Origin of the sequence: Streptomyces sp. YS-3 (genome assembly GCF_045257485.1) — a bacterium.
Lineage (GTDB): Bacteria > Actinomycetota > Actinomycetes > Streptomycetales > Streptomycetaceae > Streptomyces.
In genome coordinates this window covers 1-12357 of the sequence record NZ_JBJHPC010000177.1, presented here as the reverse complement: position 1 = coordinate 12357, position 12357 = coordinate 1, and the positions used below count along the sequence as shown (strand labels likewise).

At 73.2% G+C, this 12357-nt stretch carries 13 protein-coding genes; 8 read left to right on the top strand and 5 right to left on the bottom strand.

Going from position 1 to position 12357, the window contains the following annotated elements:
• Window positions 1–361, bottom strand: a 361-nt coding sequence (locus ACJA3G_RS16720; RefSeq protein ID WP_406553782.1) for an SDR family oxidoreductase, incomplete at its 3' end; no start/stop codon positions are given.
• A gap of 401 nt (window positions 362–762) precedes the next feature.
• On the opposite strand from ACJA3G_RS16720, the gene ACJA3G_RS16715 reads away from it, so the two are divergent.
• Window positions 763–2691 (top strand): helix-turn-helix domain-containing protein, encoded by a 1929-nt coding sequence (locus ACJA3G_RS16715; protein ID WP_406553781.1) that lies wholly within the window; start codon window positions 763–765, stop codon window positions 2689–2691.
• 58 nt (window positions 2692–2749) lie between these two features.
• On the opposite strand, the gene ACJA3G_RS16710 is transcribed toward ACJA3G_RS16715, so the two are convergent.
• Window positions 2750–3361 carry a TetR/AcrR family transcriptional regulator gene (locus tag ACJA3G_RS16710; protein ID WP_406553780.1) on the bottom strand — a complete coding sequence of 204 codons (612 nt, stop codon included), beginning with the start codon at window positions 3359–3361 and terminating at the stop codon, window positions 2750–2752.
• Window positions 3362–3666: 305 nt separating this feature from the next.
• On the opposite strand from ACJA3G_RS16710, the gene ACJA3G_RS16705 reads away from it, so the two are divergent.
• A complete protein-coding gene (locus ACJA3G_RS16705; protein WP_406553779.1) occupies window positions 3667–4314 on the top strand; it encodes a hemerythrin domain-containing protein in 648 nt (215 codons plus the stop codon).
• Window positions 4315–4419: 105 nt separating this feature from the next.
• Here the strand turns inward: ACJA3G_RS16705 and ACJA3G_RS16700 are convergent, their stop codons facing one another.
• Entirely contained in the window at window positions 4420–5283 is an 864-nt protein-coding gene (locus ACJA3G_RS16700) for an NAD(P)H-binding protein (protein ID WP_406553778.1), read from the bottom strand.
• A gap of 40 nt (window positions 5284–5323) precedes the next feature.
• On the bottom strand, window positions 5324–6904 hold the full coding sequence (locus ACJA3G_RS16695) for an FAD-dependent monooxygenase (protein WP_406553777.1): 1581 nt from the start codon (window positions 6902–6904) through the stop codon (window positions 5324–5326).
• Between the two features lie 232 nt (window positions 6905–7136).
• On the opposite strand from ACJA3G_RS16695, the gene ACJA3G_RS16690 reads away from it, so the two are divergent.
• The 6 genes from ACJA3G_RS16690 to ACJA3G_RS16665 are packed head-to-tail and all read left to right on the top strand — an operon-like array spanning window position 7137 to window position 10743.
• Window positions 7137–7448 (top strand): antibiotic biosynthesis monooxygenase family protein, encoded by a 312-nt coding sequence (locus ACJA3G_RS16690; RefSeq protein WP_406553776.1) that lies wholly within the window; start codon window positions 7137–7139, stop codon window positions 7446–7448.
• Complete coding sequence (locus tag ACJA3G_RS16685; RefSeq protein ID WP_406553775.1) at window positions 7445–7924, top strand: nuclear transport factor 2 family protein; 480 nt, start codon at window positions 7445–7447, stop codon at window positions 7922–7924. The genes ACJA3G_RS16690 and ACJA3G_RS16685 overlap by 4 nt, the downstream gene beginning before the upstream one ends.
• A 4-nt stretch (window positions 7925–7928) precedes the next feature.
• Window positions 7929–8444, top strand: a complete 516-nt coding sequence (locus tag ACJA3G_RS16680; protein WP_406553774.1) for a nuclear transport factor 2 family protein — start codon at window positions 7929–7931, stop codon at window positions 8442–8444.
• Window positions 8425–8886 (top strand): nuclear transport factor 2 family protein, encoded by a 462-nt coding sequence (locus ACJA3G_RS16675; protein WP_406553773.1) that lies wholly within the window; start codon window positions 8425–8427, stop codon window positions 8884–8886. Before ACJA3G_RS16680 ends, ACJA3G_RS16675 begins: the two co-directional genes overlap by 20 nt.
• Window positions 8883–9659 (top strand): SDR family NAD(P)-dependent oxidoreductase, encoded by a 777-nt coding sequence (locus ACJA3G_RS16670; RefSeq protein ID WP_406553772.1) that lies wholly within the window; start codon window positions 8883–8885, stop codon window positions 9657–9659. The genes ACJA3G_RS16675 and ACJA3G_RS16670 overlap by 4 nt, the downstream gene beginning before the upstream one ends.
• A gap of 28 nt (window positions 9660–9687) precedes the next feature.
• Window positions 9688–10743, top strand: coding sequence for an LLM class flavin-dependent oxidoreductase (locus tag ACJA3G_RS16665; protein WP_406553771.1), 1056 nt, complete (start codon window positions 9688–9690; stop codon window positions 10741–10743).
• 100 nt (window positions 10744–10843) lie between these two features.
• Here the strand turns inward: ACJA3G_RS16665 and ACJA3G_RS16660 are convergent, their stop codons facing one another.
• Window positions 10844–12313, bottom strand: coding sequence for an FAD-binding protein (locus tag ACJA3G_RS16660; protein WP_406553770.1), 1470 nt, complete (start codon window positions 12311–12313; stop codon window positions 10844–10846).
• Between the last annotated feature and the right edge of the window lie 44 nt (window positions 12314–12357).

Genomic DNA, 12357 nt, shown 5'->3' with positions numbered 1-12357 from the left:
GGTTGGTGGCGATCTGTGGTGCGAACCCCTCCGGGTCGAGGGCGGCGAGCGAACCGCTGCGTACGATACCGGCGTTGTTGACCAGCACGTCCACGCGTCCGTGCAGGTCGAGCGCGGCTCCGACGATCCGCGCGGGCGCGCCCTCGGCGGTGATGTCGGCGACCAGCGGTGTGATCCCCGCCCGGCCGTCGGCGGTCTCGTGCAGCGGTTCCGGCCGCCGCCCCACGGCCAGCACGTGGGCCCCCTCGTCGGCGAAGGCACGCGCGGTGGCCCGGCCTATGCCGGTACCGGCGCCGGTGACGACGACGGTCCTGGTGGTCCGGGATGCAGGGGTGGTGGTTGCGGAGTCCATGGCGGACATCGTTCAACCCTGCCGCCAGTGACAAGGTCAAGGAGAGCGCCACGGGAACGGGAGGCACCGGCCGCCGCTGCCGACCCCCCGCACCGATAACCACCCCGGCACCTAGTTCCGGCCAAAACACGGGAAATTACTTGATCGCGCCATCGTGATGAAGTCCTAATGGCGGGCGGGGGGTTCTTTCGTGGTGACGAGGAAAGCAGCCGCAGAGCCGAAGAGCAGGTCAGCGGTGCCACGGCCGCCCCGTCGGGCGGGTCGCCGGGCGGGGACCGCGTCCGGGCGGCGGTTCTCCCTCCGCCGTGGGGCGGACCGGCGAGGACAGGACACCCCCATCACCCCTTGTGCTCCGTCGCGTCGGCGCGACCGGTGGGCGGAGCGTCCCCCTGCGCACAGTACGGAGTGAGATGTCCGAAGACACGGCCACCCTCAGTGGTGCCGTCACCTATCTGGAACTCCTGGCCATGCGGGCCTCCCGCGGAGCCTTCAGTCAACCGGCGCTCCAGGCGCGGCGGGGAGGCGCTCCCCCGCATGTCGTGGACGATCTGGAACGGGCCGAGCAACTGGCCCTCGGGGTCGAGCAGCAGCTGGCGGACCTGGAGCGGCGCAAGAACGAGCTCGCCCTGCTCATGGACACGACCCGCGCCCTCGCCGAGCAGGACGACCTCGACTCGCTGCTCACCACCCTCGTACGCCGTACCCGGCTGCTCCTGCACGTGGACATGGCCTGGGTGCTCCTCCTCGACGGCGAGGACGGGTCCTGCATCCGCGCGGCGGACGGGGCGATCTCCGTGCTCGGCGGGGTCGCCCGCGTCCCCGTCTGGCAGGGCATGAACGCCATCAACGCGGTCGGGCAGTCGCCCGTGTGGACCGCCGACTGCCACCGGGACGACACGATCCCGCGCTCCGAGCACATCGAGGCGGTCGTCCTGGAAGAGGGGCTGACGGCGCTGCTCGCGGTGCCGCTGCGCAGTGAGGGCAAGGTCATCGGCGTGCTCTTCGGCGGTGACCGGGTGGCCCGCTCGTACACCGCGGACGAGGTGGCGACCCTGTCGACGGTCGCCACCTACGCCGTCCCCGCCGTGAACTCCGTCCAGTCCCTGGAGCGCGCCCGCTCCCGGGCCGCCGACCTCGCCGCCGAGGTCGACCGGCTGCGCGCCCGGGAGAAGGCGCGGCGGCGGACCGCGCAGAGCGGCGGACGGCTCGTCGAACTCGCCCTCGGCGGAGTCGACGTGAAGGCGTTCACGGTCACGGCGGGCCAGGTCCTCGACGGCTCGGTCTCGCTGCGCGACGAGAACGACGACATCATGGCGCGCGACCAGGGCCGGTGGGACGACGAGCAGGAGCTGGCCGCCGCCGCCTTCACCGCCCGCGCGGAGCAGCGCGTCGTCCACCTGGACGAGGGCACCGTGGTCGCGCCCCTGCGGGCCGGCAAGGAGGACCGGGGCGCACTGGTCCTGCGCTGCGGGGCGGGCCGTACGCCGGATACGGACCTGGTGCGGCACGCGGCCCAGGCGGCGGCGATCCTGGTCACGCTCAACCGCGGCGCCGAGTCCGCCGACCGCAAGTTCCGCGACGAGGCCCTGGACCGGCTGCTCGACGGGATTCCCTTCAGCCGCCGCTGCCAGCGCCGGCTCAAGGGGCTCGGGCTCGACCTGAGCCGCCGGCACGCCGTGATCGTCACCCGGTTCCCGGCCGGCGAGGGGCACGCCCTGTCGACCTGGACCTCGACCTTCGTCTGGCTCCGCGGGGGCGCCAGAACGGTCCACAACGGCCATCTGGTGCTTCTGCTGCCGCACACGGACGCGCGCGAGGCCGCCCACGACGTGAAGCAGCGCCTCGCCAGGACCCTGGGGCGGCCGGTGGCGGTCGGCGCGGCCTCGGCCTGCGGCGGTCCCGAGGAGCTGCTCGCCGCGTACCAGGAGGCCGCCGCCTGCCTAGACGTCCTGACGATCCTCGGCAAGGAGGACGCGGACACCCCGGCGATGGCCGACGAACTCGGCTTCGTCGGCATGCTGCTGGGCGGCAACCGTGACATCGGCGCGTTCATCGAGCAGACGCTCGGCCCGATCCTCACCTACGACGAGCGGCGCTCGACGAATCTCGCGGCGACCCTGGAGGCGTACTTCGCGGCGGGCGCCAGTCCGACGTACGCGGCCGAGGCGCTCAGGGTGCACACCAACACGGTGGCCCGGCGGCTGGAACGCGTCTCGCAGCTCCTGGGCCCCGAGTGGCAGCAGCCGGGCCCTGCCCTGGAGATCCAGCTGGCGCTGCGCCTGTCCAAGGTCAGCGCGTCCCTGCGGGGCCGCGCCGAGGCCGGGCAGGCAGTGCGCTGACCGACCGCGCGAGGTCCGTGCGCCCGTCCCGGTACGTGTGCCGGGGCGGGCCCGGGTTTCAGGCGGGGGCGTGCGCCACCAGGAAGTCGTCGACCACCCGCTCGACGTACTCGGCGGTGATCTGGCGCCCCGCCAGCAGCCGGCGGTACATCAGCGGGCCCGCCAACTGGTCGACGGCCAGATCCGGGTCGAGGTCCGCGGCCAGTTCGCCGCGCGCCTTCGCGGCGTCGAGGACGGTACGGAAGACACGCGAGCCCTCGCGGTAGAGCGCCTCCTTGAGCTGGGCGAAGACCGGGTCGACCCCGGCCCGTTCGATGACGGCCCGCAGCCCTCGGTCGCTCACCGGGTCGTGCAGGAGGCGCCGCAGCCCGTCGAGTTCACGGACCAGGTCGTCGCGCAGGACGCCGGTCGGCGGGGTGTGCGCGGTGGAGATCCGCTCGGCGATGACGTCCCGGACCAGGCCCGAGGCGTCGGGCCAGTGGCGGTAGAGGGTCGTACGGCCCACGCCGCTGCGGGCGGCGACGGCGACATGGGTGACCGCCGACCAGCCCTGCTCGATGAGGAGATCGCGGGCGGCGGCCAGCGCGGCGGCGCGGCTGCGCTCGGCCCGCGGATCGGGCCCGCGGCCCGGCGCGCCGGGGGTGCGGCTCGGCTCGGTGGGGGCGGACATCCGGCTCCGTCCTGTCGTCGTGGTGGGACGAGTGTAGGGCGCGCGGCCGGGTCTCGCGGTGGCGTACGCGCAGGTCACGTGCGTCAGCGCGGCAACGTGGTCCGGCGCGGGGGCCGTCCCGGGGCCCGCTGGCGACAGTCTGCACCGAACCGGCCTGTGGAACAACTTGCCCCACATCTCGGTGTGGGGCATGCTGTTCCACAGGTACGGGACACCGTGCACCGTCGAGTGCCGGCCCGGCGTCGTCCCCCACCGCCGCGCAGACCGCAATGCCGTCCGACCCCGCACGCGAGAGGACTCCCGCCATGACCGCCACCGAGGGCCGCACCCAGCCCGACCTGACGCTGATGTACGCGACCCACGACGCCTTCCGGCGCGACCTGGCCCTGCTGGCCGCCACCGCACAGGACCACGGCACCGCGCCGGGCTCCGCGTTCCGTACCGGGTGGGAGACCTTCCAGACGTTCCTGACGATCCACCACACCGCCGAGGACAAGGTGCTGTGGCCCCTGATGCGCGCCAAACTCGCCGACAGTCCGGCCCGGTCGCGGATGCTCGACGAGATGGACGCCGAGCACGAGGCCCTCGACCCGCTCCTCGAAGCCGTCGAGGAGGTACTGGCCCAGGGGCGGCAGGAGCGGCTGCCCGCCCTGATCGCCCAGGTGAGCGACAAGCTGGTCCACCGCCTCGACCACGAGGAGCGCGCGGCCCTGCCCCTCGTCCTGGAGGTGCTCAGCGCCCAGGAGTACGACACCTTCGGCGCCGAGCAGCGGCGGATGCTGGGGGTCAAGGGCGGCGCCCTGTACTTCCCCTGGGTCCTCGACGGCGCCTCCGAGGAGACGCGGCGCACCGCGCTCGCGGTGGTGCCGCCGCCCGTGCGCCTCCTCTTCAAGGCCGTGTGGCGCCCGCGCTACGAGAAGCGCACCCGGGCCTTCTCGCGGGCCGCGGCCTGACCCCCGGCCAACCCCTCGCGGCGAGCACGACGGTGCCCGGCGTCCATCCGGTGGACGCCGGGCACCGTGCCGTGTCGGGCGAGGCCGGTGGTGGCCGGCCCGGGATCAGACGAAGTCGGCCTTGTGCGCCTCGGCCCAGTCCCGGAAGCTGCGCGCGCGCCGGCCCAGTACGTTCCGCACGTCCGGGAACAGCCGCCCGCGGAAGTCGTCACCGGACTCCAGCGCCTTGCGCAGCGCCGCCACGACGCCGTCGGCGGTCGCCTCCCCGTACAGCCCCGCCATGATCGCGCGGTGCTCCTCGATCGGTATCTGCTCGAAGCGCAGCTTCCGTCCGATCACCGAGCCGAGCACCGCGACCTGCTGACGAGCCGTCAGGGCTTCGGGGCCGGTGAGCGCGTAGACGCGGCCCTCGTGGCCCGGCCCGGTCAGCGCGCGCACCGCCACGTCGGCGATGTCCTCGGGGTCGACCAGCGCCTCGGGCAGATCGGCGACGGGGCTGCGCACCACGCCGTCCCCGCGCGCCGCCTGCGCCCAGCCCAGGGCGTGCGTCATGAAGCCGTTGGGCCGCAGGACGGTCCAGGCCAGGCCCGACTCCATGAGCGCCTTCTCGGCCTGGCGGTGCCACAGGCCCAGCGGGGTGTCGTTCTCCTCCTCCACCTCCGCGACCCCGAGCGTGGACAGCTGCACGACACGCTCCACCCCCGTCTTGCGCGCGACGGCCACCAGGTTGGCGTCATGGGTGCGCTTGTTGTGGCCGAGCGACATGAGGAAGACCTCGCGTACGCCGTCGAGCGCGTCCGGCAGGGTGTCGGGCAGGCCCATGTCGGCGCCCACCACCTCGACACCGGCGGGCAGCCGGGCGCGGGCGGGGTCGCGGGTCAGGGCCCGTACGGAATGGCCCGCCGCGTGCAGGCGCGCCAGCACCTTGCCGCCGACGTTGCCGGTCGCCCCGGTCACCAGGATGGTCATGGTCGCAGTCTCCGTTTCAGCAGGTGGGACACGGTGTGGGTCAGTCGGTGGGACGATCCAGGACCGTGCGCAGGGCGGCTTCGAGGCCGTCCGTGGCGGAGTCGTCCGGCGCGCGCCAGGCGATGAAGCGGTCGGGGCGCACCAGGGCCGCGCCCGAGGGGGTCACGCCGTAGCTCTTCTCCCAGCCGCTCACGCGGTGGACGGCGAGGTCGATGCCGAGCCGGCCCGCGGCGCTCTCCGCCGCGGCCTCCCACTTTGTGGCGTCGGCCCCGGCGAGCAGGACGAAGGAGCGGCCGAACAGGGCGGTGGTGGAGCCGCCCCCGTCGAGCGGCACGTACGGCGCGCGCGAGCCGGGGCGGCCGGTGGGGGCCGTCGGGTCCTCCAGGAGTTCGCCCGCGTCCCCGGGCTCCGGGACCACGGCGCCCTGCGCGCAGCGGTAGCCGAAGACCTGGACGACCGGGTCGATGGGCGCGGCGGCCGTGCCGTCGTCGAGGTCGGGGCCCAGGCGCTCCACGGTGTTGGCGAACTGCTGCTCCGCGATCATGTCGGAGACGGGCCTGCGCTCCGCGTCATGGCTGGCGAGCAGCCCGGGACCGGCCTGGCCGCGGACGGTCATGGCCAGCTTCCACGCGAGGTAGAAGCCGTCCATGACGGCCGTGTTGCCGCCGAGCCCGCCGGGCGCCGGCACCACCTTGGCCGCGTCGCCCACCAGGTGCACCCGCCCCACCGTGAACCGGTCGGCGACCTCACTCACGATCTCGGTGCGGCCCGACCCGGCCACCGTCAGCTCCAGGTCGGGCATGCCCAGACCGGTGCGTACGAGGGCGGCGCACTGCTCCTCGGTGTAGTCGCGGAAGTCGGGCTGGTCCCTGGTCATACCGTGGATGTAGCCGTAGCGGCCCGGGATGTCCGTGGTGTAGAAGACGCCCGGCACCGGGTGCAGGAGATGGAACAGGGCGAACCTGCGGCCCTCGGTCACCCCGCCCGCGAGCCCCGCCAACGGGCCGCTCATGTCCGCGTCGAAGAAGACCCGGAAGACCTCGCCCAGCCGGCCCCGCCCGTGGACGCCGATGCCGAGAGCCCGGCGGGCCGGGCTCTTGCGGCCGTCCGCCCCGACCAGCWGCTGGKCGCGTACGGTGCGTTCGGCGCCGGTGGCCACGTCGCGCAGGAGCGCGGTGACCCCGTCGGCGTCCTGTGTGAAGGAGACGAGTTCGGTGCCGAAGGCGAGGTCGGCGCCCAGTTCACGGGCCCGCTCGGCGAGGACGACCTCGGTGAGCTCCTGGCTGGCCATCGCCCAGTCCTCGGGCGAGACATGGCCCATGCTCATCTCGCCCTGCGTCATGATGCCGCGCAGCACCGGGCCGGAGAGGGTCTCGGCGAGCGCCATGTAGAAGTCGCCGGTGCCGCCCGGCGAGGCGGCGGTGATCCGGTCGGCCACCCCGCCGATGCGCAGCGCCTCCATGGTGTGCGGGTACTGCCCGCGTGCCTTCATCACGACGGAGGTGCCGGGGTGTTTCTCGACCAGCAGCGGCCGGACGCCGTGCAGACCGAGGAAGAGCGCGGTGGACAGGCCTGACAGGCCCCCGCCGGCGATGAGGACGGGCACGGATGCCTCGGACACGGGCACTCCCGGGTTCGGTGGACAGGACGGTGCCCTCAGCATCGGCAGCCGGGGCGGTGACCGGATCGGGGCGCGATACCGACGGGCTGGGGGCCCGGTCGTGGCGGCGCGGCGCCGTCGTGCCACCAACGAGTCACCAACCAGGCATCAGCGGCGCGGCGGAGGGTGGAGAGCGCCCCCGGGGCCACCACCGGTGGCCGGGTGCCACCGTTCGTCCTAACGAGGAGTCTTCGTGGTCGTCTTCGTCAACAAGCTGACGCTCATCGGCAAGCCCGAGGAGCTGGAGCGGATCTACGCGCACGTCGCCGAGTTCATGGAGGTGCAGCCCGGGCTGATCCGCTACCAGCTGATCCGCTCCCAGAAGGACCCGGGCGTCTACTTCAACGTGGCGGAGTGGGACAGCAAGGAGTCCTTCGACACGGCGCTGGCCGAGCCCGAGTTCCGGGCCCGTCTCAAGGCGCTCGGCACCGTCATCAAGGGCGAGCCGCACCTGAGCGACGTCGTGGTCGAGGGCGTGGCCCGCCAGGCCGGAGCCGCCCGGTGACCCCCGATGTCGCGGCGGTGATGGCCACCGCCGGCACCCAAGTGCCCGCCGTCTCGGCGGACACGTACGCCCAGATCCTCCAGTTCTACGCCCGCCATATGCAGGTGCTCGACGCGGGTGAAGCGGAGGAGTGGGCCGAGGGTTTCACCGAGGACGGGGTGTTCGCGCAGAACGTCAAGCCCGAGCCGTGGAAGGGCCGTCTCGACATCGCCACCTCCATGCGGCGCGGCATCGACCGGCTCGCGGGGCGCGACGTCCAGCGCCGTCACTGGTTCTCCATGGTGGTCGCCACCCCCGAGAGCGCGGAGGCGGGGGACGAGGAGGCGGTCCGCACCCGGTACTACGCGGTGGTCTTCGAGACCCCGCGCGGCGGCAAGGCCTCGGTGTATCTGAGCACCACCGGCGAGGACGTGCTGGTCCGGCGGTCCGGCCGGTGGCTGATCAAGCACCGCGACATCGCCCACGACGGGGCCTGAACCGGTGGCGCCCGGGGCCGCGGAGACCGCGGACGGCCGTCTCTACGACGAGATCCAGCGGTTCTACGCCCACCAGGTGCGCCTCCTCGGCGAGGGCGACGTGGAGCGCTGGGCGCTCACCTTCGCCGAGGACGCCGTCTTCGAGCAGGAGGCCCCGGCGGACAAGGTCTTCGCCGGGAACGCGCCGCCCGTACGCACCGGGCGCGCCGCGATCGCGGCGGCGGCCCGCGGGGCCGTGGGCGAGCGCCGGGCGGACGGGCGGGTGCGGCGGTATCTGATCGGGATGCTGACCGTGCGCCCCGCCCCGGACGGCGCCGTGCACACCCGTTACGACGCGGTGCTCCTCCAGACGCCGCGCGGCGGGCGCTGCGAACTCCATCTGAGCACCACCGGGCGGGACGAGCTGGTCCGTCACGACGACGGCTGGCTCGTCCGGCACCGGGTCAACTCCCATGACAGCGTCGCCGGTTCGCACACCGGCTCCGAGCAGGAGGAACACCATGGCCGATCTGACACGTGAGCGGGTGGAGGCTGCCTACGCGGCCCTCATGACCGGCGACCGCACCAAGATCGTCGAATACTGGTCCGAGGACCTGCGCTTCCAGATGCCGGGCAACCACCAGTTCGCCGGCTGGTTCAACGGCCTGGACGACTACCTCCAGAAGATGGGCAAGCTGGGCGAGGCGTGCGGCGGCCGAATCCAGGCGGAGACGCTGAGCATCCTGATCCACGAGGCGGAGGGCATCTCCGTCGACATCTACCGCCTCGACGGCTACCGCGCCCACGCCGAGGAGGGCACCGTCTCCCCGTACGAGCGGCTCCAGGTCGAGGGCGTGCACATGCTGCGCTGGGAGAACGGCCGGATCGTCGAGGGCCGCAGCGCCCTGTTCGCCGACGGTGTCACGCGCGGCAACCTGTGGTGGTCGCCGGTGGGCACCGACGGAGAGCGCACCGAGCTGTGACCGGCCCGGCCACGGGCGCGGACACGGGCCTCGCCGGGCGGTGCGTCGTCGTCACCGGGGCCGGCACCGGCATCGGGCGGGCCGTGGCGCACGCCTTCGCCGACGAGGGCGCCCGGGTGCTGGTGGTGGGACGCGGGGCCGCCCGGCTCGCGGAGACCGCCGTCGGGCGGCCGGGGATCCACCCGTTCGCCGCCGACATCTCGACGCCGGAGGGACCGCGCCTGGTCGTCGAGGCGGCCGTGCGCGAACTCGGCGGGCTAGACGTGCTGGTGAACAACGCCGTCACCATGCATTCGGCCCCGCTCGGCGCCATCGGGGCGGACGACACCCGCCGCCAGGTCGCCACCAACCTGCTCGCGCCGCTCTTCCTCACCCAGGAGGCACTGCCCCACCTGGAAGCGGCCAAGGGCACCGTCCTCAACGTCACCACCGCCGGCAACCAGCGCGGCTGGCCCGGCCATTCCGTCTACGGCGCCACCAAGGCGGCGCTGGACTTCCTCACCCGAACCTGGGCGCTCGAACTCGCGCCGCGCGGAATCCGGGTCGCCGCCGTGGCGCCCGGCCCCGTGGAGACCCCCATCGGCGAGCACGCCGGACTCGACGCCGCCGGCATCGAGCGGATGCGCGAGCGCCAGCGCGCCCGGGTGCCGCTCGGCCGGGTGGGACAGCCCGAGGAGATCGCCTGGTGGCTGGTGCATCTCGCCCGCCCCGAGGCGTCCTTCGCCACCGGCCTGGTGCTGCCGGTGGACGGCGGCGCCGGAGTCGTGTTCTGACCGCACACCCCAACGTCACGGAGTAGCAATGGAATTCGGCATCAACTTCTTCCCCACCGTCGGCCCCGAAGAGAAGCCCGCCGACGTGTACTTCGACGAGGCCCTGCGGCTCGTGGAGCTGGCCGAGGAGCTCGGCTACGACCACATCAAGACCGTCGAGCACTACTTCTTCAAGTACGGCGGCTACAGCCCGGACCCGGTCACCTTCCTGGCCGCCGCGGCGGCCCGCACCAGCCGTATCAAGCTGGTGACCGGCGCCGTGATCCCGGCCTTCACCCACCCGCTGAAGCTGGCCGGCAAGCTCGCCATGCTGGACAACATCTCGCGCGGGCGCCTCCAGGTCGGTTTCGGCCGGGCCTTCCTGCCCGACGAGTTCGACGCGTTCGAGCTGGCCATGGACGAGAGCCGGCCGCGCTTCCTGGACGGTCTGCGGGCCTGCCAGAAGCTGTGGGCGGAGGAGAACGTGGTCTGGGACAGCGAGTTCTACAAGTTCGGCCCGGTCACCCTGCTCCCCCGGCCCTACCAGCGCCCGCACCCGAGGATCCTGGTGGCCGCGGCCATCACCCCCTCCTCCTGCGAGCAGGCCGGGCAGGACGGCCACGGGCTGCTGCTGGTGCCGTCCATCTCCAAGCGCGAGAAGGTGCAGGAGATGCTCACCCTGTACCGCAAGGCGTACGCGGAGGCGGGTCACGCGCCGGGCGGTGACGAGGTGCACCTGAGCTACGGCTGCTACCTCGCCGAGGACTCCACCGAGGCCCGCGCCAAGGGCCGGGAGTACTCCCAGCGCACCAACGCGGTGATGGTCGACGCGGTCGCCGCGTGGGGCACCCGGCGCAGCGAGGGATACGCCGGGTACGAGGCCATCGTCGACAAGATCAAGAAGTCGGACTTCGACAAGTCGGTGGCCGAGAACAAGACGCTGGTCGGCACCCCGGACGAGGTGACCGAGCGGCTGCGCACCATCCGCGAGTGGTACGGCGACGTCACCATCAGCCTCCAGATGATCTCCGGCAACCCGCCCTACGAGGAGACGGTCCGCACCGCCCGCCTCTTCGCCGAGCACGTCATCCCGAACCTCCGCTAGCCGCGCGGCACTTCGGGCCGCGCGGGGCACGAGGAAGGGGCTCCCCCGAACCTGTCGGGGGAGCCCCTCTCGTATGTCCGCTCACGGACGGGCGGGTGCGTCAGGCGCCCGTCACCGAGGCCACCAGGAGCGAGGCCACGCGGGCGGCGACCGCCGCGATGGTCAGCGCCGGCGGCACGGCGCCGGAGGAGCCGTGCAGCAGCGAACTGTCGACCACGTACAGGTTGCGCGCGCCGCGCACACTGCCGTCGGCGGCGGTGGCCAGGCCCAGGGGGACCCCGCCCACCACGTTGCCGCCGGTGGTGCCGATGCGGTTGAAGGCGGTCCTGCTGCCGGGGGTGGCCGCGTTGAGCCGGTCCAGGGTGTGCTGGACCGCGTGGGTGGCCCGCACCGCGCGCGGATCCTCCACGGGCCAGTTCAGGACGACGTCGTCCCGGGCGGCGTCGTAGCGGAAGGAGCCGAGCGGTTCGGTCGGCGAGGCGCCGATCGTGGTGATCCACCCCTCGTCGGAGGGGGCGTCCACCCAGGGGAAGTTGAGCAGGGTCACCGGGGCGTGCGGGTTGTCCTGCCAGTCCTTGACGATGACCGAGCACGGGCCGCCCTGCGCCGGGTTGTTGGGTGCCATACCCGTCCGGGCGGTGATCACCTCGCTGTTGCCGACCCGGGTGCCCACCGAGGCGTCCAGGTCCGGCAGCCGCCCCGTGGCCTTCGCGCGCAGCAGCAGCCGGGTCGTGCCCAGGGTGCCCGCCGCCAGGACCAGGTGGGTGGTGCGCACCTCGTGCCGCGCCGCCGGCACGCCCCGCTCGTCCAGTTCGTCGTACGTGACCAGGTGGCCCTCGCCGTACGGGCGGATGCCGGTAACCACGCTCAGCGGACGCACCTCGACGTGGCCGCTCGCCTCGGCGCGCGCCAGCACGGTGCGGTCCATGCTGCGCTGGGCGCCGCTGTTCACGCCGAAGACGTTGAGCCCGGCGATGTGCGAGGCCGCCCGGTGTCCGGCCATCTCCTCGCGGATGACGTCCCAGTCGACGGCCAGGTCGACCAGGTCGTAGGGGATGCCCGCGCGCTCCAGCTGGTCCATGAAGTCGCGCGAGGAGCGGTAGAAGTCGGAGTCGAGGACGTCCTTGGGGATCGGGGAGCAGCCGATCAGCTCCCGGGCCTGCGGATACCAGACGTCGTGCATCTCCCGCTGGTCGAGGAAGTCCCCGAAGGCCCGGCGGAACAGCTCCGGCGAGGGTTCGACCATGGTGCCGTTGCTGAGCAGCGAGGCGCCGCCGACACCGGCCGCGGCGATCATCGTCAGGCCCTTGCCCTCCAGGGATTCGAGGACGCCGGGGTAGATGTCGAGGGTCCGGTCGGTGAGCGGGGACTTCGGGCTCAGCCAGGACGCGCGGCCGTCCGGCCGGTGCTGGGTGGCGAAGGTGTCGCCGTCGGCGCCGACCTGCCAGCGGCGGCCACGCTCCAGCACGATCGTGTCGACCCCGGCCTCGGCGAGCCGCAGGGCCGCGATCGATCCGGCGTAACCGCTGCCGACGACCAGGGCGTCGGTGCGGTGCTGATGGGTTTCCATGGGACGGCCTCTCTCAACGGATCGGAACTTGGGGTGGGTGGGCG

What these genes read in the sequence shown, in the direction of transcription:
- ACJA3G_RS16715 (WP_406553781.1), top strand. Translation starts at nt 763, where the DNA reads ATGTCCGAAGACACGGCCACCCTCAGTGGTGCCGTCACCTATCTGGAA.
- ACJA3G_RS16710 (WP_406553780.1), bottom strand. Translation starts at nt 3,361, where the DNA reads ATGTCCGCCCCCACCGAGCCGAGCCGCACCCCCGGCGCGCCGGGCCGC.
- ACJA3G_RS16705 (WP_406553779.1), top strand. Translation starts at nt 3,667, where the DNA reads ATGACCGCCACCGAGGGCCGCACCCAGCCCGACCTGACGCTGATGTAC.
- ACJA3G_RS16700 (WP_406553778.1), bottom strand. Translation starts at nt 5,283, where the DNA reads ATGACCATCCTGGTGACCGGGGCGACCGGCAACGTCGGCGGCAAGGTG.
- ACJA3G_RS16675 (WP_406553773.1), top strand. Translation starts at nt 8,425, where the DNA reads ATGGCCGATCTGACACGTGAGCGGGTGGAGGCTGCCTACGCGGCCCTC.
- ACJA3G_RS16665 (WP_406553771.1), top strand. Translation starts at nt 9,688, where the DNA reads ATGGAATTCGGCATCAACTTCTTCCCCACCGTCGGCCCCGAAGAGAAG.
- ACJA3G_RS16660 (WP_406553770.1), bottom strand. Translation starts at nt 12,313, where the DNA reads ATGGAAACCCATCAGCACCGCACCGACGCCCTGGTCGTCGGCAGCGGT.